The sequence below is a fragment of the Serratia sp. CY76391 genome (assembly GCF_052166695.1).
GTDB lineage: Bacteria > Pseudomonadota > Gammaproteobacteria > Enterobacterales > Enterobacteriaceae > Serratia > Serratia nematodiphila.
On record NZ_JBJNOJ010000014.1, the window covers coordinates 90,590 to 110,996 of the forward strand.

General features: G+C 61.1%; 18 protein-coding genes. 13 read left to right on the top strand and 5 right to left on the bottom strand.

The genetic code is table 11. The features are described from left to right. The first annotated feature begins 296 nt into the window (after positions 1-296). The 4 genes from ACJ8PN_RS22360 (at position 297) to ACJ8PN_RS22375 (ending at position 3,498) form a co-directional block, all read left to right on the top strand. Entirely contained in the window at positions 297-1,802 is a 1,506-nt protein-coding gene (locus ACJ8PN_RS22360; protein WP_015379335.1) for a CoA-acylating methylmalonate-semialdehyde dehydrogenase, read from the top strand. Positions 1,803-1,879: 77 nt separating this feature from the next. Continuing rightward, entirely contained in the window at positions 1,880-2,701 is an 822-nt protein-coding gene (gene iolB, locus ACJ8PN_RS22365) for a 5-deoxy-glucuronate isomerase (protein WP_171454897.1), read from the top strand. Positions 2,702-2,875: 174 nt separating this feature from the next. Continuing rightward, positions 2,876-3,145 (top strand): hypothetical protein, encoded by a 270-nt coding sequence (locus tag ACJ8PN_RS22370; protein ID WP_004930864.1) that lies wholly within the window; start codon positions 2,876-2,878, stop codon positions 3,143-3,145. Positions 3,146-3,159: 14 nt separating this feature from the next. Then, the gene (locus ACJ8PN_RS22375; protein ID WP_004930859.1) at positions 3,160-3,498 is read left to right on the top strand and encodes a type II toxin-antitoxin system RelE/ParE family toxin; all 339 of its coding nucleotides are present in this window, start codon (positions 3,160-3,162) and stop codon (positions 3,496-3,498) included. Positions 3,499-3,539: 41 nt separating this feature from the next. On the opposite strand, the gene ACJ8PN_RS22380 is transcribed toward ACJ8PN_RS22375, so the two are convergent. Both ACJ8PN_RS22380 and ACJ8PN_RS22385 read right to left on the bottom strand, forming a co-directional pair. Then, the gene (locus ACJ8PN_RS22380) at positions 3,540-4,376 is read right to left on the bottom strand and encodes a MurR/RpiR family transcriptional regulator (protein WP_004930856.1); all 837 of its coding nucleotides are present in this window, start codon (positions 4,374-4,376) and stop codon (positions 3,540-3,542) included. 203 nt (positions 4,377-4,579) lie between these two features. Further along, complete coding sequence (locus ACJ8PN_RS22385; protein ID WP_442535230.1) at positions 4,580-6,511, bottom strand: bifunctional 5-dehydro-2-deoxygluconokinase/5-dehydro-2-deoxyphosphogluconate aldolase; 1,932 nt, start codon at positions 6,509-6,511, stop codon at positions 4,580-4,582. A gap of 546 nt (positions 6,512-7,057) precedes the next feature. Between ACJ8PN_RS22385 and iolD the strand changes: the two genes are divergently transcribed. Genes iolD through iolE form a run of 4 tightly spaced genes read left to right on the top strand, consistent with a single transcriptional unit; the run spans position 7,058 to position 11,927 of the window. After that, positions 7,058-8,998 carry a 3D-(3,5/4)-trihydroxycyclohexane-1,2-dione acylhydrolase (decyclizing) gene (iolD, locus tag ACJ8PN_RS22390; protein WP_437189554.1) on the top strand — a complete coding sequence of 647 codons (1,941 nt, stop codon included), beginning with the start codon at positions 7,058-7,060 and terminating at the stop codon, positions 8,996-8,998. Between the two features lie 35 nt (positions 8,999-9,033). Further along, positions 9,034-10,047 carry a Gfo/Idh/MocA family protein gene (locus ACJ8PN_RS22395; protein ID WP_004930848.1) on the top strand — a complete coding sequence of 338 codons (1,014 nt, stop codon included), beginning with the start codon at positions 9,034-9,036 and terminating at the stop codon, positions 10,045-10,047. Between the two features lie 39 nt (positions 10,048-10,086). Beyond that, positions 10,087-10,971 (top strand): sugar phosphate isomerase/epimerase family protein, encoded by an 885-nt coding sequence (locus tag ACJ8PN_RS22400; RefSeq protein ID WP_004930845.1) that lies wholly within the window; start codon positions 10,087-10,089, stop codon positions 10,969-10,971. A 59-nt stretch (positions 10,972-11,030) separates the two neighbouring features. Continuing rightward, a complete protein-coding gene (gene iolE, locus ACJ8PN_RS22405) occupies positions 11,031-11,927 on the top strand; it encodes a myo-inosose-2 dehydratase (RefSeq protein WP_015379329.1) in 897 nt (298 codons plus the stop codon). Positions 11,928-11,988: 61 nt separating this feature from the next. On the opposite strand, the gene ACJ8PN_RS22410 is transcribed toward iolE, so the two are convergent. Further along, the gene (locus ACJ8PN_RS22410; protein ID WP_442535231.1) at positions 11,989-13,167 is read right to left on the bottom strand and encodes a P1 family peptidase; all 1,179 of its coding nucleotides are present in this window, start codon (positions 13,165-13,167) and stop codon (positions 11,989-11,991) included. Then, the gene (locus ACJ8PN_RS22415; protein WP_060557884.1) at positions 13,160-13,675 is read right to left on the bottom strand and encodes a GNAT family N-acetyltransferase; all 516 of its coding nucleotides are present in this window, start codon (positions 13,673-13,675) and stop codon (positions 13,160-13,162) included. The genes ACJ8PN_RS22410 and ACJ8PN_RS22415 overlap by 8 nt, the downstream gene beginning before the upstream one ends. A gap of 389 nt (positions 13,676-14,064) precedes the next feature. Here ACJ8PN_RS22415 and ACJ8PN_RS22420 point away from each other — a divergent pair, with 389 nt between their 5' ends. The 4 genes from ACJ8PN_RS22420 to gntK all read left to right on the top strand — a co-directional run bounded on the left by ACJ8PN_RS22420 (position 14,065) and on the right by gntK (position 18,172). Continuing rightward, positions 14,065-14,760, top strand: a complete 696-nt coding sequence (locus tag ACJ8PN_RS22420) for a pirin family protein (RefSeq protein ID WP_004930835.1) — start codon at positions 14,065-14,067, stop codon at positions 14,758-14,760. Positions 14,761-14,890: 130 nt separating this feature from the next. Beyond that, entirely contained in the window at positions 14,891-15,886 is a 996-nt protein-coding gene (gntR, locus tag ACJ8PN_RS22425) for a gluconate operon transcriptional repressor GntR (RefSeq protein WP_004930833.1), read from the top strand. A gap of 340 nt (positions 15,887-16,226) precedes the next feature. Further along, positions 16,227-17,543: a gluconate transporter gene (gene gntT / locus ACJ8PN_RS22430; RefSeq protein ID WP_004930830.1), complete on the top strand. Its 1,317-nt coding sequence runs from the start codon at positions 16,227-16,229 to the stop codon at positions 17,541-17,543. A 101-nt stretch (positions 17,544-17,644) separates the two neighbouring features. Then, positions 17,645-18,172: a gluconokinase gene (gntK, locus tag ACJ8PN_RS22435; RefSeq protein ID WP_033645624.1), complete on the top strand. Its 528-nt coding sequence runs from the start codon at positions 17,645-17,647 to the stop codon at positions 18,170-18,172. A 30-nt stretch (positions 18,173-18,202) separates the two neighbouring features. Here gntK and ACJ8PN_RS22440 read toward each other — a convergent pair whose 3' ends face one another. Next, positions 18,203-18,796, bottom strand: a complete 594-nt coding sequence (locus tag ACJ8PN_RS22440; protein WP_025159894.1) for a YhgN family NAAT transporter — start codon at positions 18,794-18,796, stop codon at positions 18,203-18,205. Between the two features lie 192 nt (positions 18,797-18,988). Here ACJ8PN_RS22440 and asd point away from each other — a divergent pair, with 192 nt between their 5' ends. Next, a complete protein-coding gene (gene asd / locus ACJ8PN_RS22445) occupies positions 18,989-20,092 on the top strand; it encodes an aspartate-semialdehyde dehydrogenase (RefSeq protein WP_004930820.1) in 1,104 nt (367 codons plus the stop codon). Positions 20,093-20,407: the final 315 nt, after the last annotated feature.

Consider the following 20,407-nt stretch of genomic DNA (forward strand, 5'->3'; position numbering starts at 1 on the left):
GGGTTTTCTGTAGCAAAGTCAGTGTGTATTACCCCAACTTTCTCCGCCGCAGTTGCGCTTTCCCTGGCACGGCAATGCAAGCGCCCGCCCGATCGACACCGCAAAATTGCGACCTCACGCACTAAAAACAAATTTTTCAAAACAATTTATTTGAAACTTTTTTTTCAATGAAATAGAGTTTGCTGCATCCGGTCAGGATGTAGCCGGCTTGCCGACGGGGTTTGGCGAGCGGGACGATTAACGCCGCGCCGCCTGGGTGTGGCCAGGCGACAGCGGACTTGAAAAGAGGGCGTGACATGAAAACCGTGGGTAACTTTATTGACGGGCAGGTGTGCCTGAGCAGCAGCAATCAAACCGTCGACGTGCACAACCCGGCCAGCGGGCAGGTTGAGCGGCGCGTCACGCAGAGCACCGCCGCCGAAGTCAAACAGGCCATCGACGTGGCCCACCGGGCGTTTGCCGACTGGTCGCGCACCACGCCGCTGCGCCGCGCACGCATCATGTTCAATTTCAAGGCGCTGCTGGAACAGCACCGCGACGAGCTGGCCGAGCTTATCGTCAGCGAACACGGCAAAGTGTATTCGGACGCGCTGGGCGAACTGACGCGCGGCATGGAAGTGGTCGAATTCGCTTGCGGCATCCCGCATCTGATCAAGGGCGAATACTCGCCGGACGTCGGCAGCGGCGTCGACAGCTTCTCGCTGATGCAGCCGCTGGGCGTGGTGGCGGGCATTACCCCGTTCAACTTCCCGGCGATGGTGCCGATGTGGATGTTCCCTATCGCGTTGGCCTGCGGCAATACCTTTATCCTCAAGCCGCCGGCGCTGGTGCCTTCGGCCTCGGTGCGCCTGGCGGAGCTGCTGAAAGAAGCCGGCCTGCCGGACGGCGTGTTCAACGTGGTGCACTGCGCCAATGAAGACGCGGCACAGCTGTGCACCGATCCGCGCATTCAGGCGGTGAGCTTCGTCGGCTCCTCCACCGTGGCGGAACATATCTATACCACCGCCAGCGCGCACGGCAAGCGGGTACAGGCCTTCGGCGCGGCGAAAAACCAGGCGATCGTCATGCCGGACGCCGATCTGGACGCCACGGTCAACGCGTTGATGGGCGGCGCGTTCGGCTCTGCCGGCGAGCGCTGCATGGCGCTGCCGATCGCCGTGGTGGTCGGTGACGACACCGCCGACAAACTGATCGCCAAACTGAAGCCGTTGATCGCGCAGCTGCGCGTCGGGCCGGGCTTGCAGCAGGGTGGCGAAGAGAATGAAATGGGGCCGCTGGTGTCGTCCGCTCATCAGAAAAAGGTGCTGGGCTACATCGATCTGGGCGTGGAAGAAGGCGCCACCCTGGTGGCCGACGGCCGCAATTATCAGGTGCCGGGCTACCCTGAAGGCTACTACGTCGGCGGCACGCTGTTCGACCATGTGAAGCCGAACATGCGCATCTACCGCGAAGAGATCTTCGGGCCGGTGCTGGGCATCGTGCGGGTGCCGGACTATCGCACCGCCATCGACACGGTCAACGGCCACGAGTTTGGCAACGGCAGCGCCATCTTTACCGGCAGCGGCCACTACGCGCGCCAGTTCGTGCAGGAAGTGCAGGCCGGGATGGTCGGCGTCAACGTGCCGGTGCCGGTGCCGATGGCGTTCCACAGCTTCGGCGGCTGGAAGCGCTCGGTGTTCGGCGCGCTGAACGTGCACGGCACCGACGGCGTGCGCTTCTACACGCGCATGAAGACCGCCACCGCGCGCTGGCCGGCCGGACAACAGACGGTGTCTGAATTCAGCATGCCGACGCTGGGTTAAGCGATCGCAGAGTATGAGCGGGCCGTTGCTCCATGGGGGCAGCGGCCTTTGCACGGGGAGTTAACAGGAGAATCGAAATGTCTTCACTGCTTGCCAAATGTCAGGCGCCGAACGCCGAGGGGCGTATCCAGCACGTGACGCCGGAAAATGCCGGTTGGGGCTATGTCGGCTTTGACGTTTACCGCCTGGCCGCCGGGCAGTCGTTGCGGTTGGAATGCGGTGACAAGGAACTGTGTCTGGTACTGGTGGCCGGTATCGCCTCCGTCGCCACGCTGCGCGCCGAATACCCGCATATCGGCAAACGCATGAGCCCGTTCGAGCGCACGCCGCCTTACGCGGTGTACGTGCCGCACCACGATCGCATCGACGTGCGGGCAGAAACCGATCTGGAGTTGGCGGTGTGCAGCGCGCCCGGCAGCGGCCACCTGCCTTCACGCCTGATTACGCCGGCGGAAATCGGCGTGGAGCGGCGCGGCAAGGGGCGCAACCAGCGGTTGGTGCATAACATTCTGCCGGACAGCGAGCCGGCCGACAGTCTGCTGGTGGTGGAGGTTTACACCGACGAGGGCAATACCAGCTCCTACCCGAGCCACAAGCACGATCAAGAAGATTCGCCGGACGAGACCTATCTCGAAGAGACGTACTATCACCGCATTCAGCCGGAGCAAGGGTTCTGCATGCAGCGCGTCTATACCGACGATCGCACGCTCGACGAATGCATGCCGGTCTACAATCGCGACGTGGTGAAAGTGCCGCGCGGTTATCATCCGGTGGCGACCCTGGCGGGCTACGACAACTATTATCTCAACGTGATGGCCGGGCCGGTGCGGCAGTGGAAATTCACTTGGGAAAAAGATCACGCCTGGATTAACGGCGACGCCTATCCCGCCGCGCAATAGGCGCTTGAGGCCCGGCTTGCCGGGCTTTCTCTTTATCAGGGGATAAATTTGACCTAAATTTGCCCTCTGTCTTGCTCAAATGATAACCTGTCCGCACGCGATTGCTCCCTGGCTGAGTGAATCTAACGAACCGCTGTTATGCAGTGAGAATGCCGGTACACAGGAGGAAAAACTATGACAACCACCATGTCTCAAAAAGCGGCGCGCGAAGGATTAGGTTCGCCCGATCTGTTTGAAGGCGGGGTTTACGTCACAAAAAATGGTGTTGCCGAGCTGTTTGTACAAACGGCGGCTGAGAGAGAGGCCGAAATACGGGAACGCAATCTCGAGCGCCAGTCCAACGCGTTGTTGAAACTGACTATGATGGCGAAGCAAGAGATTAAAAATCAGCGCGGTCTGTCGCCCGAAGAAACCTTGCAGCGGCTGCGTGACGCGCGGAAATAGACCCGAGGTGCAGGATGCCCCAGGAAATACGTTTTACCGTCGCGCCGGCGGCGGAATGGAGCCTGAAAGACATCGAGTCTTATAAGAGCGGAACGATAGGGGCCGTCGCAGCCGGGATGTTCGTGGACAATCTGTTGTTATCGTCCCTCGCGGCAATTGCCGACGATCCCGCCCGCTACCGCTTCAACGCCGTGCTGGCGGGCATGGGAGTGCGGTTGCACGAACGATTGGATCCCGACAGCGAATACCGCGTCATCTATGACTACGATGGCCAAACGGTGGAGATTCTGCTTTTCATCAGCATGAAGCAGGATCTGGAAAGCGCGCTCTACCGCTATTTGTTGCTGCAATAATCCCGCCGCGCCCGAGCCTGTCGGGCGCGTTCACATCCGCCTTACTCGTCCCGGGCGTTATTCAGCGCCAACGAGACCGCCAGCGTCTGCGCCAGGCACATCGAGGCCACCTGTGAACGGAACCCGTCCACCTGCGCTTCGCGCACCACGAAACAGACGTCGCTGAACGCGGCCAGCGGGCTGACCTGGCTGTCGGTGATGGCGATCTGCTGCGCGCCGCGCTTGGCGCCCAATTCCACCAGTTCGACCGCCTCGCGTGCGTACGGCGAATAGCTGATGGCGATCACCACGTCTTTCGGTTTCACCATGCTCAGCTGTTCGGTGAACATGCCGCCCAGGCCGTCGATCAGAAATGCGCGGCGCTCCAGATGGCGCAGCGCATAGGTGAGGTAGGAGGCGACGCTGAACGAGCGGCGCAGGCCGATCACGTAGATGTTTTCGGCGTTGTTGAGCAGTTCGACGGCGCGATCCAACTGCTCGGGGGCAATCTGCATCGCCAGCTGCTGCAGCGCCTGCGCATTGACCATGGTGAATACGTTGAGAATCTCCGCCGGCTTCTCCGGCGCGACGTTGTCGTCGGTAGAGGTTTGGCGGAACAGGCGCGCGCGCTCGGTATAGTTCACCGTTTCTTCCATCAGATGCTGACGGAACACCTGCTTCATTTCGTTGAAGCCGCTGAAGCCGAAGGCGTTGGCGAAACGGATCAGGGTGGAAGGCGGCACGCTGGCCTGTGCGGCGATGGAGGCAACGGTATCGAAAGCGATGCTGTTACTGTTATCCAAAATATAGCGCGCCACCTGCTTCAAACGCTTGCTCAGCGTTTCATAACGGTGGCGGATCTCGTCCTGTAACAGCGAAAGTTGAGTTGGGTTGTTCATCCATTCGGCTCGCAGTGGGGTGAAGGCGCATTGGCCTGATGCCTGAAATATTGACAGGGTATTTTAACAGACGGAGCGGAAATTTCATTTCCTCAAAAAGCGATTTATTCGATCGCACATTGCGCGACTTCACAGAAAAGGGGCAAAAAAATCCCCTTAAAGCGGCGAAATGGCCTTAAGGGGACGTGAACTCGCGCTTGTTGTCAGTGCGCGCCGCCCGCCTGCGGACGGTACTGGCGCCAGAAACCGATCAGCGTCAGGTATTTTTGTTTCACCTGCTCGATCAGGGCCGTGTCGTCGATTTCCCCCTGCAGCCAGCGGCGCGAAGGTTGGCCGAAAATGGTGCGGCCGACGGCGAAACCTTTCACCCAGCGCGCATCCGCGGCGGCGGCGAAGCCCGCCTTCAGCACCGCCTCCGGGGAGTCGAGCCCCAGGATCAGCACGCCGCGGCAGAAGGGATCGTAGGTGTCGATCAGGGCACCGACCTGCTGCCAGTTTTCTGCGCTCAGCGGTGGCAGTTTCCACCAGTCGGGCTGAATGCCCAACTGGTAGAAATGCTCAATCATCTCCAGGTAATAACGTTCGTCTTTGTCGGCGTTGCTGTCCGGCAGGATCACCTCCAGCAGCAGCTCGTGGCCGGATTTACAGCAGCCGCGGTAGACGTCGGCGATCAGCTCATCCTGTTCGCGGCGCAGTTCCTCCGCATCGTGCGGGTGATAAAACACCAGGCACTTCACCACGTGCTCCTGCGGCCAGTCGATCAATTGCGAACCGATATTGCCGTGCTCCAGGCGCAGCGGGCGCGAGCTGGGCAGCTCCACCGGCCGGCCGATCCACCATCCCTGGCCAGTGATCTCGTTCAGCGCCGCCTGCCCGTAGGTGGTGTCGGCCAGAATGCCGCTGTTGCCGTTGAGGCCGGCTTGCGCGGCAGCCTGTTGCGCCGCGGTGAGCAGCAGGGTCTTCAGGCGCGGAATGCGTTCCTCGCCGACGCCGGCTTCGCGCGCCATGTCCGCCAGTTGCTTGCGGTGATCGAAGGCGAACACGCACAGTTCCGGCCACTGCTGCTTGCGGGTGGTGACCCGGTGCAGGTGGTTCAGGCGTGCGTCGCGGTCCGGGCGCGTGACCTGCTGTTCACGCTGCAGGTAGTCGTCCAGCTCCCGTTTGGTCGGCATCGCCGGCGCGCAGCCGTGGCGCGAAACCACCAATGCGCCGCAGGCGTTGGCGTAGCGGCAGGCCTGCTCCCAGCCCTCATCGTTCAGGTAGCCGCGCAGCAGCCCGGACATAAAGGCGTCGCCGGCTCCCAGCACGTTCAGCACTTCAACCCGCACACCGGCGTGCAGCTTCACCTGCGCCCAGTCGTCGGCGATTTCACCTTCGAACACCGAGCAGCCCTGTGCGCCGCGCTTGCACACCAGCGTGGCCGCGGTAGTCCGGCGCACGTTTTTCAGCGCCGTCAGCGTGTCGGTGCTGCCGCCGGCGATATGAAATTCCTCTTCGGTGCCGACGATCAGATCGAAATGGTGCAGCACCTCCTGCAGTTCGCGGGTCACCTGGTCTGATTCCACAAAGCGGGTTTCGCCGTCGCCCAGCGACGTCAGCCCCCACAGTACCGGGCGGTAATCGATGTCGAGCGCGGTGCGCAGGCCGTGGCGGCGCGCATACTCCAGCGCCTTCAGCACCGCGGCGCGGGTGTTCGGGTGCGACAGGTGCGTGCCGGTGATGGCCAGCGCGCGGGAGGAGGCGATGTAGGCCTCGTCGATGTCGTCCGGCGTCAGCGCCATGTCCGCGCAGTTTTCGCGGTAGAAGATCAGCGGGAAGGTTTCCTGATCCTTGATGCCGAGGATCACCAGGCCGGTTAATCGTTGCTTGTCGGTGATCAGACAGCGGGTATCGGCCCCGACGCGCTGCAGCTCTTCACGCAGAAAGCGGCCCATGTGTTCATCGCCGACGCGGGCCAGCATGCCGGATTTCAACCCCTGAATGGCGGTGCCGTAGGCCACGTTGCCGGAAGAGCCGCCGAGGTATTTGGCGAATGTGCCGGCGTCTTCCAGACGCGCGCCGATCTGCTGAGCATAGAAATCGACGGCGATGCGCCCGAGACAAATGACATCAAGCTGTTTTTGTTGTGTAGCCATACCCGTTTCCTTCTGTTAAGCAAAACTCCGGCGGCGGCCCGAGCGTGGCGCCCTGCAGGAAGCATGGGGACAGTATGGGGAATGAAAATTTCAATTTCAATATGAAATGAAATTTACACCCCAAAAATGTGATGCGTTTAAAACATCGACAGAGGCGTGGGAAAAGGCGATGAATCGGCTGCGCAAGGGCCGCCGGGGCGGAACATAAAAGGGGGGGAGGGCATAGGAAAAGGCTGTCAGCCCATGTGCCAACGACTTTTATCGGCCGGTGCGCGGCACGGAGCCCATGAAGGCTGAACCACGAGATGAAACGGGCTTTTCATGTAATATGCGATCTTTATCGCAAAATGAAATGTTTCTTCTGTAATGTGATTTTATGAAAAATATATTTGTTTATAATCGCTTCACGTTTCAGGTTGTCGACTTCGTGAGCAGCGCGGGCATCGCCTGCTCAAGATAATAGCTGCCGCCGCGTAACACAAACACGGGATTGTCGGCTCGGCATGAGCGCTTTCCGGGGCGGCCCTTAATCTAAAGGGTGGGTAAATGGGCAAGATCAGGTTAACCATGGCGCAGGCGCTCGTCAGATTTCTCGATAACCAGTATCTGCTGGCCGACGGCGTGGAAACCAAATTCGTCGCGGGCATTTTCGCGATTTTCGGCCACGGCAATGTGCTGGGGCTGGGGCAGGCGCTGGAACAGGATAGCGGCAATCTGCGGGTGCACCAGGGCCGCAACGAGCAGGGGATGGCCCATGCGGCGATCGGCTTCGCCAAACAGAAGCTGCGCCGGCAAATTTACGCCTGCACCTCATCGGTCGGCCCCGGCGCCGCCAATATGATCACCGCCGCGGCCACCGCCACCGCTAACCGCATTCCTTTATTGCTGCTGCCGGGCGACGTTTACGCTTCCCGCCAGCCGGACCCGGTGTTGCAGCAAATCGAACAGTCTTACGATCTCAGCATCAGCACCAACGACGCGTTCCGTGCGGTGAGCAAATACTGGGATCGTATCGTGCGCCCGGAACAGCTGATGAGCGCCTGCATCAACGCGATGCGCGTGCTGACCGATCCGGCGGAAACCGGCGCTGTAACGCTGTGTCTGCCGCAGGACGTGCAGGGGGAAGCCTACGACTACCCCGACTATTTCTTCCAAAAGCGCGTGCATCGGCTCGATCGCCGCCCGGCGACCGACGGCATGTTGGCGGACGCTTTGGCGCTGCTGACGGCCAAACGCAAACCGCTGCTGGTGTGCGGCGGCGGCGTGAAGTACTCGCAGGCCGGGCGGGCGCTGCGCGAATTCGCCGAGCGCTTCGGCATTCCGTTCGCCGAGACCCAGGCCGGCAAAGGCACGGTATCGAGCGACCATGAATTCAACCTCGGCGGCATCGGCGAAACCGGCTGCCTGGCGGCCAACACGCTGGCCCGGCAGGCCGATCTGGTGATTGGCGTCGGCACCCGTTACACCGATTTCACCACCTCGTCCAAATGGTTGTTCCAACATCCGGACGTCAGCTTCCTCAATATCAACGTCAGCGCCTTCGACGCCGGCAAGCTCGACGGCGTGCAGGTGTTGGCGGACGCACGCGAGGCCCTGAACGCACTGGGCGCGCTGCTGGCGCAGGCCGATTATCGCGCCGGCTGGGGCGACGTCATCGCCGCGGCGCGTGGTGCCCAGCGCGAAGAGACCGAGCGCGTTTACGCGGTGGAATACAGCGGCGCAGGTTTTGTGCCGGAGATAGACGATCACCTCGATCGCGAGCAGGTGTTCGCCGAATTTATCGCCCAGACCGGCTCGGCGATGACGCAAAGCCGGGTGCTGGGGGTGCTGAACCGCGAGCTGCCGCCGGACAGCGTGATCGTCGCCGCCGCCGGCAGCCTGCCGGGCGATCTGCAGCGGGTGTGGCACAACCGCGGCGAGCACGGTTACCACGTGGAATACGGCTACTCCTGCATGGGGTACGAGGTGAACGCCGCGCTGGGGGTCAAGCTGGCCGAGCCCCAGCGCGAGGTGTACGCGATGGTGGGCGACGGCGCCTTCATGATGCTGCATTCCGAACTGGTCACCTCGATTCAGGAAGGCTGCAAGATTAACGTGGTGCTGTTCGACAACATGACCAACGGCTGCATCAACAACCTGCAGATGGAACACGGCATGGACAGCTACACCACCGAATTCCGCTTCCGCAATCCACAGGGCGGCAAGCTCGACGGCAAACTGGTGCCGGTCGATTTCGCCATGCTGGCGGCGGCTTACGGCTGTAAAACCTATCGCGTCACCACCGAGCAGCAGCTGCTCGACGCGCTGGCCGACGCCCGCAGGCAAACCGTGTCCACGCTGCTGGACATCAAGGTGCTGCCGAAGACCATGGTGCACAAGTATCTCAGCTGGTGGCGCGTGGGCGGCGCTCAGGTGGCCGACAGCGAAAAAATCGTCGCAGTGGCGCGCAAGCTGCAGGAAAACATCGATAAGGCGCGCGATTACTGATTCGTTTTCATACATTAATCTCGAGGGTAGCGAAAATGACATTGAACATTGGGGTTATCGGCACCGGCGCCATCGGCCGCGATCATATCCGTCGCTGCAGCAAAGTGTTGCAGGGCGCCCGCGTGGTGGCGGTGAACGACATCAACCGCGACAACGCCGCCAAGGTGGTGAGCGATCTGCAGCTGGATGCGCGGGTGTATGACAACGGCCACGATCTGATCAAGGCCGCCGACGTGCAGGCGGTGCTGGTCACCTCCTGGGGGCCGAGTCATGAAGAGTTCGTGCTGGCGGCCATCGCCGCCGGCAAACCGGTATTCTGCGAGAAGCCGCTGGCGGTGACCGCGCAGGGTTGCAAAAACATCGTCGACGCCGAAGCGAAGCACGGCAAACGGCTGGTGCAGGTCGGCTTCATGCGCCCCTATGACCAGGGCTATCGCGCGCTGAAACAGGTACTGACCAGCGGCCAGATCGGCGAGCCGCTGATGCTGCACTGCGCGCACCGCAATCCGACGGTCGGCGAGGCCTATACCACCGATATGGCGATCACCGACACCCTGATCCACGAAATCGACGTGCTGCGCTGGCTGCTCGACGACGACTATGTGTCGGTGCAGGTGGTGTTCCCACGCAAGAGCCCGAAGGCGTTCCCGCACCTGAAAGATCCGCAAATTGTGCTGTTTGAAACCGCCAAGGGGACGCGCATCGACGTCGAAATCTTCGTCAACTGCCAGTACGGCTACGACATTCAGTGCGAAGTGGTGGGGGAAACCGGCATCGCCAAACTGCCGGAACCGTCCTCGGTGCAGATGCGCAGCGGCGCCCGCCTGTCGACCGAAATCCTGACCGACTGGAAGGATCGCTTTATCGATGCCTATGACGTCGAGCTGCAGGGCTTCATCAACGACGTAGCCGCGGGCAAGTTGACCGGGCCTTCCGCCTGGGACGGCTACGCCGCCGCGGTAACCGCCGACGCCTGCGTGGCGGCCCAGCTCAGCGGCGAGATCGTGCCGGTGACCCTGCCGGCGCGCCCGGCGTTTTACGGCAAATAACCGCTCGCAGCGCGTAACCACGATTGCAGAGGAGTGACCATGAAGATCGCTTTTGATGTCGACGTTATCCGGGATTTGGGCGTCACCAAAATGGTTCAGCAGGTGGCGGACTGGGGCTACAAATACATCGAGCAGTCGCCGCACCCGCAGATCAACCCGTTTTACAAACATCCGAAGGCCAGCCGCGAAATCATGGCGGAGTATAAAAACGCCCTAAAAGCGACCGGCGTGGAGATCTCCTCATTTATCGTGGTGTATCGCTGGTCTGGTCCGGGGGAAGATCGCCGCCAGGCGGCGGTCAAAAACTGGCGGCGGATGATCGAAATCGCGGTGGAAATGGGCGTACAGGTGATCAACACCGAGCTGGCCGGCAATCCCAACGAACCGGAGATCTGCGAGGAGTTGTGGTATCGCTCGATGGAGGAGCTGCTGCCGATCGTTGAGCGCGAGGGTATTCGTATGGAGATCCAGTCGCACCCGTGGGACTTCTGCGAGCTGAGCAACGAAACCGCCGATCTGGTGAAGTCGCTGCGCAGCGACCACGTCAAATACCTCTACAGCGTGCCGCACACCTTCTACTACGACAAGGGGCAGGGTGACGTAGCCGGCATGCTGCAGTACGCCGGGGACGATCTTTCCCACGTGCTGATCGCCGACACCATGAATCACACCAAGCATTGCCGTTATATCGTCAACCCGCCAGGCGTTGACGCCGCGGTACACCAGCACGTCGGCATCGGCGAAGGCGAGGTGAATTTCGACGCCCTGTTCCAGACGCTGCGCGACATGGAATTTGCCAACCGCAGCTTCAAGGTCGGCGGCGAATCGATCATCTGCACCTCGCTGTTCGGCTACCCGGAAAAGATGCCGAGCCAGGCGGTGGCGACCAGAGAACGCATCGAAAGAGAGCTGTTGGGCAAATAATCTGATTCGGCTCGCCGGCGGCGTTTGTACCGGCGGCCCTGCAAGGACCGAGGCAAACCATGAATAAAGACAACGTGAAATTGGCCATTGCGCCGATCGGCTGGACCAACGACGACATGCCCGATCTGGGCAAGGAGAACACCTTCCAGCAATGCGTCAGTGAAATGGCGCTGGCCGGTTTCACCGGCAGCGAAGTGGGCAGCAAATACCCGCGCGATCCGGCGGTGCTGAAACCGATGCTGGATATTCGCGGCATCCAGATCTGCAACGCCTGGTTCAGCACCTTTTTCGCCGACGGCCAGAAAGACAAAACCATCGATGAATTTATCAACCACATGAATTTCCTGCATGCCATGGGCGCCAGGGTGATTGGCTGCTCCGAGCAGAGCAAGAGCATTCAGGGCACCACCAAAGGGGTGTTCGAAGAGAAGCCGTACTTCAGCGATGAAGAGTGGCAGCGCGTGGCCGACGGTTACAACGAGTTGGCGAAGATCGCCGCCGATAAAGGCATGCAGGTGTGCCTGCACCACCACATGGGCACCGGCATTCAGACCACGGCCGAAATCGATCGCTACATGAGCATGGTCAACGACGACGTTTACCTGCTGTTCGATACCGGCCACGCCTACTATTCGGAAGGCAGCCAACAGGCGATGATGGCGATCCTGGAGAAGTATCTGCCGCGCATCAACCATGTCCACCTGAAGGACGTGCGCGATGAGGTGGTGGCGGAAGTGAAGGCCAACAAGCTGAGCTTCCTCGACGGCGTGAAGAAGGGCACCTTCACCGTGCCGGGTGATGGCGTGATCGACTTCAGGCCGGTGTTCAAGCTGCTGGACGAGCGCGGTTACAAAGGGTGGATGGTGGTGGAGGCCGAGCAGGATCCGGCGCTGGCCAACCCGTTCGAGTATGCGGTGAAGGCGCGCCGCTATATTCGGGAAACCGCCGGCATTTAGGCGGTGGGGGGCAATAAAGATCGAGGGGCGCCGCCGGCGCCCCTTTTTTGATGGCGGCGCGTTAGCCGCCGAGCGTTCGCCAGGTTGTGACCTGGCTGCCCGGCCACGGCGTGGCGGCGTATACGCCCCGGGCGATCGCCCGAGCGAGGGTGTCCGCCGCCAGCGCGCCGATCTGCAGCACCGCCAGTTCGCGGCTGCCCTGTACCTCGCGCTGCCCGGTGGACAGGGCGAACACCACGTCGCCGTCAAACGGGCTGTGCAGCGGGCGAATAGCGCGCGCCATGCCGTCTTGCGCCATGATGGCCACCCGTTTCAACTCCACCCGCGTCAGCGCCAGATCGGTGGCGATGCAGGCCAGGGTGGTGTTCTTTCTGCCGCCCTGCGGCTCTTGCACCATCCAGTCTTCGCCCTGCGCGCGCAGTTGCGCCAGCGCCGCCGCGCCGCCGTTGCCGAATTCACCGTCAATTTCATAGGGCGTCGCCCAGAAGGCGCGGGTGCCAGGCGCTACCACCGCTCCCAGGCTGTTGACCGCCACCAGTGCGCCGACGGTAGCGCCGCTGGCGGCAACGATCGATGTCGAACCGAGCCCGCCTTTCAGCTTGCCCATGCCGGTCATGGCGCCGTAGCCGGCGCCGACGGTGCCCAGTGGAAAGTCCAATCCAGCCTTGCCGACCGCGTCGATGCCCAGCTGGCGATACGGCGGCGTGAGTTGCCAGTTTTTATCGCCGCCGTTGGCAAGGTCGTACAGGCAGGCGGTGGGCACGATAGGTGAGACCGGCACGCCGGGAGCCGGCCGCAGCGCATAGCCTCTGCCTTGTTGCCCGAGCCAGGCCGCGACGCCGTCCGCCGCCGCCAGGCCGTATACCGAACCGCCGCTGAACGTCAACGCATCGACGGTCTGTACCAAATTGTCTTCACCCAGCGCGTCGGTTTCCCGGGTGGCGGGGCCGCCGCCGCGCACGTCCACGGCAGCAATCGCCGGGCTGTCCGGCAGGATCACCGTCACGCCGGTGCGCATCCGGCTGTCCTGCGCCACGCCGACCTTCAGGCCGGGCACATCGGTAATCAGGTTGCGGGCGCCAGGGCGCCCGGCGGCGGAAGTTGGCATAGCGGCACCTAATGGGGTGAAGGGGGAGAACATGCCGGCGGCGGTCAGGCCGGCCAGCGCGTGTAAAAAGGTTCGGCGGTTGATATTCAGGGGCCGGCGCAGCGGCCCCTGCGGGGGGATGAGATCACGCATCGCCGCGCGGCTGCCCGGAGCGAAAACGCGCCATATGGTAGGCATCGACCAGCACGCCGTCGCGAATGGCGAAAGCGCGGCTGGTGCCTTCAATCTCAAAACCGAACTTGCGATACAGCGCGATGGCCGCCGGGTTGTCGGTAAACACCGTCAGTTCGATGCGCTCGATGGCCGCCCAGTTGTCGCACAGGTCGATCATCGCCTGCATCAGGCGGCTGCCGACGCCTTTACCGTGATAGCGCGGATCGACGCCGATGCCGAAGGTGGCCACGTGGCGGCGGCGAACGCGCTGATTCAGCATCACGGCTAACTGACCGACAAGCTGCCCGTCAACGAAGGCCGCCAGGTTATGCATGCCCGGTTCGGGGTTGGCGAGGCGTTTCTGCCAGGACTCGACGGACGGTAGCGGGAGCTGCAGCGTATCGCGGTAGACGGGCGTCTGAGAATAAAGATGATGCAGAGCTTGCGCATCCGATGTTTCCACGTGGCGTATCACGATCTCGCTCATCTCGCTGCTCCTTTTGCTTACCGGTTGAATAACCTCTGAATTTATCCGTTTACTGCCTTGAGTCAATATTATTTCAACGGGTCAAAAAAAACGCTTTACAGGTGCGAATGATAATGATTATTATTGCGATGCGTTCCGGGGAGGGCATCAATCCTTGATACTCTCGCTGCGAAGGCACGACATTGCTCACATTGCTTCCAGTGTTTACTTAGCCAGCTCGGGTGCTGGCTTTTTTTTTGCCCTTTTTCAGCCGGTTCCGCTTTCAACAAATCCGCTGCCCATCCGCTGTTTCATTCCATCGAAATTTTTGAACAGAGGCATGAGTTTTTTACGCTTTCTTATTCTGCTGGCAGGACTAGACTGTAAAAAAACATTGAGGAGAGTTGAAAATGATTTATGTACGTAAAGCGGAAGACCGCGGCCACGCCAATCATGGCTGGCTGGATAGCTGGCACACCTTCTCATTTGCCGATTACTACGATCCGAACTTTATGGGGTTCTCGGCGCTGCGAGTGATCAACGAAGATGTGATCGACGCAGGGCAGGGTTTCGGTACTCACCCGCATAAAGACATGGAAATCCTGACCTACGTGCTGAGCGGCACGGTGGAACATCAGGACAGCATGGGCAACAAGGAGCAGATCCAGGCCGGTGAATTCCAGATCATGAGTGCGGGCACCGGGGTGCGTCACTCTGAGTACAACGCTAATCAGGATCGTCCGTTGCACCTGTACCAGATTTGGATCATCCCGGATCAGGTCGGGCTGGAGCCGCGCTACGAGCAGCGCATGTTCGACGCGCCGCAGGGCCGTCAGCTGGTGCTGTCGCCGGATGCGCGTGACGGCTCGCTGAAGGTGTTCCAGGATATGACGCTGTCGCGTTGGGCGCTGAATAAGGGCGAGCAGGGGGAATGCCCGATCGCCGCCGGCCGTCGCGTTTGGATCCAGGTGGTGCGCGGCAAGGTCTCGGTCAACGGCCAGACCGCCGGCATCAGCGACGCGTTCGCGGTGTGGGATGAATCGGCGCTGACGATCCAGGCCGACGAAGAGAGCGAAATCCTGCTGTTCGATCTGCCGCCGGTGTGATTAAGCGGTAAATTTCAAGGGCTCACGGTGTGAGCCCTTTTTGCGTTGGCCGTCGCATAACCGACAATATCGGCCCGCCGTTTTTTTTGCTAAAATGGCTGCCCATTCACGGTTAGTCAGTTCATTGATAATGAAGAAAAAACGGCCGGTACTCCAGGATGTGGCAGACAAGGTGGGCGTGACCAAGATGACGGTGAGCCGTTATCTGCGCAATCCCGACCAGGTTTCCGCCGCCCTGCAGCAAAAAATCGCCGTCGCGCTGGATGAGCTGGGCTACATCCCCAACCGCGCGCCGGACATCCTCTCCAACGCCACCAGCCGGGCGATTGGCGTGCTGTTGCCGTCGCTGACCAACCAGGTGTTCGCCGAAGTGCTGCGCGGCATTGAAAGCGTGACCGACGCGCACAACTATCAGACCATGCTGGCGCACTATGGCTACCTGCCGGAGCGTGAAGAAGAACGTCTGACCTCGCTGCTGTCTTACAATATCGACGGCCTGATCCTGTCTGAGCGCCATCACACGCCGCGCACCCTGAAAATGATCGAGGTGGCGGGCATTCCGGTGGTGGAGCTGATGGACTGCGTCTCGCCGTGCATCGATCTGGCGGTGGGCTTCAACAACTTCGAGGCGGCGCGCCAGATGACCCAGCAGATCATCGCGCACGGCCACCGTCACGTGGTCTATTTCGGCGCTCGTCAGGATGAGCGTACCATCATCAAGCAGCAGGGGTATGAGCAGGCGATGCGTGAATCCGGCCTGGAGCCGTACAGCATCATGACCGCGCGTTCTTCCTCTTATTCCGCCGGCGGCGAGCTGTTGCGCCAGGCGCAGCGTGACTACCCGCAGATCGACAGTATCTTCTGCACCAACGATGACCTGGCGATCGGCGCGGCCTTCGAATGCCAGCGGCAAGGGCTGTCGATCCCGCAGGACATGGCGATCGCCGGTTTCCACGGCCATGACATCGGCCAGGTGATGGTGCCGAAGCTGGCCAGCGTGCTGACGCCGCGCGAACGCATGGGCCAGATCGGCGCCGAGCGCTTGCTGGCCCGGCTGCGCGGCGAAACGGTGTGCCCGCGCATGGTGGACGTCGGTTTCACCGTGATCCCCGGCGGCAGCATCTGAACCATTTTAACGTTCTGTTTTAACACTCTTTCTTTTTACAGCGCGCCCTGAGGCGCGCTGGTTACCCCGCCTGTAAGCCCGCCGCTCGTTGCCGGCATAAGTTTGATCTCTGTCCCAGAACGCGAATTTTAGCCGGTTACCCGGTTCCGGCGCTCATGTTGTTACCGGTATCATGATACCGGTAACAACATGAGCGCGGTCATCTTGCTGCAAGACTGAACCTCTGACTCAACAACACCTACAGCTCTTCTTAAACACCGGGAAAGAGCCTAAAAATAAAACAACCGCACGCTTTACGCCTATTGTAAAGAGAGTCGCGATAAAAGGTTGGAGAAAAACTATGCCATTAGTGATTGTTGCAGGCGGCGTAGCGCTGCTGCTGCTGCTGATGATCCGCTTCAAGCTGAACGGCTTTATCTCTCTGGTTCTGGTTGCTTTGGCGGTCGGGATCGCGCAGGGTATGCCGGTCGATAAGGTCATCGGCTCCATCAAGGCCGGCGTGGGCGGCACGTTGGGCAGCCTGGCGCTGATCATGGGCTTCGGCGCCATGCTCGGCAAACTGCTGGCGGACTGCGGCGGCGCACAGCGCATCGCCACCACGCTGATCGACAAGTTCGGCAGAAAACACATTCAATGGGCGGTGGTGCTGACCGGCTTCACCGTCGGCTTCGCGCTGTTCTACGAAGTGGGCTTCGTGCTGTTGCTGCCGCTGGTGTTCACCATCGCCGCCTCCGCGCGTATCCCGCTGCTGTACGTCGGCGTGCCGATGGCCGCCGCGCTGTCGGTGACCCACGGCTTCCTGCCGCCGCACCCAGGCCCGACCGCCATCGCCACCATCTTCCATGCCGACATGGGTAAAACCCTGCTGTACGGCACGCTGCTGGCGATCCCGACGGTGATCCTGGCCGGCCCGGTCTATGCCCGCTTCCTGAAAGGCATTGACAAGCCGGTGCCGGAAGGCCTGTACAACCCGAAAACCTTTACCGACGCGGAGATGCCAAGCTTTGGCGTCAGCGTCGCCACGTCGCTGGTGCCGGTGATCCTGATGGCGCTGCGCGCGGTCGCTGAAATGGTGCTGCCGAAGGGCCACAGCCTGCTGCGCTTCGCCGAGTTCTTCGGCGACCCGGTGATGGCCACCCTGATCGCCGTGCTGATCGCCATCTTCACCTTCGGCCTGAACCGTGGCCGTACCATGGATGAAGTGATGGGCACCATCACCGACTCGATTAAAATCATCGCCATGATGCTGTTGATCATTGGCGGCGGCGGCGCCTTCAAGCAGGTGCTGGTGGACAGCGGCGTTGAGAAGTACATCGCCGGCCTGATGGAAGGCAGCAACGTTTCGCCGATCCTGATGGCCTGGTCGATCGCCGCCGCGCTGCGTCTGGCGCTGGGTTCCGCCACCGTGGCGGCGATCACCGCCGGCGGCATCGTGGCGCCGCTGATCGCCACCACCGGCGTCAGCCCTGAGCTGATGGTGATTGCGGTCGGCTCCGGCAGCGTCATCTTCTCGCACGTCAACGATCCGGGCTTCTGGCTGTTCAAGGAGTATTTCAACCTGAGCATCATGGAAACCATCAAATCCTGGTCGGTGTTGGAAACCATTATCTCGGTGTGCGGCCTGGTGGGCTGTCTGCTGCTGGCGACGGTCGTATAATCTTTATCCGGCGCCCTGCGGGGCGTCGGCGTTCCAGAGTATCTTTATCAGTTGGGACGCATTTGGCGCGCTCGCGCCAGTTCCCATAAGGGCATGACACAATGAGCAATCCGCAGAATCACGTATTTGTTTTGATGGGCGTTTCCGGCAGCGGCAAATCCGCCGTGGCCAGCGCTGTCGCTCACCAGGCCAACGCCGCCATGCTGGACGGCGATTACCTGCACCCGCGCGCCAACATCATCAAAATGTCCTCCGGGCATGCGTTGGACGACAACGATCGCGCGCCGTGGCTGGCGGCCCTGAACGACGCCATCTTCGCCATGCAGCGCACCAACGACGTGTCGCTGCTGGTGTGCTCGGCGCTGAAGAAAAGCTATCGCGACCGCCTGCGCGAAGGGAATAGCAACCTGCATTTCCTGTATCTGAAAGGCGACCAGTCGGTGATCGAGGAGCGTCTGAAGCAACGCAAGGGCCACTTCTTCAAGCCGCAGATGTTGATTTCCCAGTTCGCCACGCTGGAAGAGCCGGGCGAGCAGGAGCCGGATGTGCAAGCGATCGACATCAACCAGCCGCTGGACGGCGTGGTTGCCGATACGCTCGCCTATATTCGCCGCGTTACCGCCCGCTAAACGCGGACCGTTGTCGGCGCCGCCAGGCGCCTACAGCTTCATGTAAGCCCGCACGCCGTCCAGGAACATCTGGGTCGACAGCATCACCAGAATCAGCCCCATCAACCGCTCCAGCGCGCTGACGCCTTTGCTGCCCAGCAGGCGCAGGAACAGGTTCGACATCAGCAAAATGGCCGCAGAGAGGCCCCAGGCGATCAGCAGCGCCGCCACCAAATGCGGCAGCTGATGTGGATACTGGTGCGACAGCAGCATCAGCGCCGCCAGAATCGATGGCCCGGCCACCAGCGGGATCGCCAGCGGCACCAGGAACGGTTCCTCGCCGGCGGACAGCCCGGAGCTGTTCCCCTCCTGCGAGGGAAAAATCATCTTGATGGCGATCAGAAACAGAATGATGCCGCCGGAAATGGAGACGGTTTCGGTGCGCAGGTTGAGGAACGCCAGAATTTTCTCGCCGGCGAACAGGAAGATCAGCATCAGCAGCAGGGCGATCAGCAGCTCGCGGATCAGCACCACCCGGCGGCGGCGCGGTTCCAGGTGCTTGAGCACTGACATGAAAATCGGCAGGTTGCCCAGCGGATCCATAATTAAAAACAGCAATACCGTAGCGGAAATCATCTCTGTCATGGTGACCTCGTGATCGGGAAAACGCCTCGGCCTTTCCGGCCGCGTCCTTGCCTATAAGAAGGATTGCTGAGAAATCCTCAGCCATCGAATAAATTCACTTTGCGCCCGCGCCGACATTTTGTAAGGTGAGGAGATATTGCACACAACTCGTTATCACCTAATAAGCCCTTATCCGGGCGGGACACAGATATTATGAAAAACGTTGGTTTCATCGGTTGGCGCGGAATGGTCGGCTCGGTTCTCATGCAACGCATGACGGAAGAGCGCGATTTCGACGCCATTCGCCCGGTCTTTTTCTCCACCTCGCAGCACGGTTCCGCCGCGCCGGCCTTCGGCGGCCAGCAGGGCACGCTGCAGGATGCGTATGACATCGACGCGCTGAGCGCGCTCGATATCATTATTACCTGTCAGGGCGGCGATTATACCAACGAAGTTTATCCTAAGCTGCGCGCCAGCGGTTGGCAGGGTTACTGGATCGACGCGGCCTCGTCGCTGCGCATGCAGGACGACGCCATCATCATCCTGGATCCGGTCAACCACGCGGTGATCCAGCAGGGCCTGGACAAAGGCATCAAAACCTTCGTCGGCGGCAACTGCACCGTCAGCCTGATGCTGATGTCGCTCGGCGGCCTGTTCGCCAACGATCTGGTGGAGTGGGCGTCGGTCGCCACCTACCAGGCGGCCTCCGGCGGCGGCGCGCGCCACATGCGCGAACTGCTGACCCAAATGGGCATGCTGCATGCCGACGTGGCGAAAGAGCTGCAGAACCCGGCCTCCGCGATTCTGGATATCGAACGCAAGGTGACCGAAGCCACCCGCAGCGGCAAACTGCCGACCGATAACTTCGGCGTGCCGCTGGCCGGCAGCCTGATCCCGTGGATCGACAAGCAGCTCGACAACGGCCAGAGCCGCGAAGAGTGGAAAGGCCAGGCGGAAACCAACAAGATCCTGAACACCGCCAGCGTGATTCCGGTCGACGGTCTGTGCGTGCGCGTCGGCGCGCTGCGCTGCCACAGCCAGGCGTTCACGCTGAAGCTGAAAAAAGACGTGTCGCTGCCGGAAATCGAGCAGATGCTGGCGACGCATAACGACTGGGTGCGCGTGATCCCGAACGACCGCGAACTGACCATGCGCGAACTGACGCCGGCGGCGGTGACCGGTACGCTGAATACGCCGGTCGGCCGTCTGCGCAAGCTGAATATGGGGCCGGAGTACCTGTCGGCGTTCACCGTGGGCGACCAACTGCTGTGGGGCGCGGCCGAGCCGCTGCGCCGCATGCTGCGCATCCTGCTGTAAACCCGCACTTCCAGGGGGCTGGCTGCTTTCAGCCCCCTAATGCCTTATTTTCCGCTTTTTTGTTCGCCGCGCACCGCGTCGGGCAGCGTCATCGCCAGCCTCGTTTCAATAGGCGGGATACCGCCTGTCTCCTCGTCAGCCGCCGCATGCAAACGCCGCCAGGCTGGCAGTTTTCTTAATGAAGAATTTTCCTGAGCAATGCTGAGCAGTTTTTAACAGACATTGGCTATGCTTAACGCATGGGTGGACAATTTTTCACCATGACTGAAATATTTCAAAAAATAAGCATAAAGAGCGAAATTCAGGTCGGCAGAG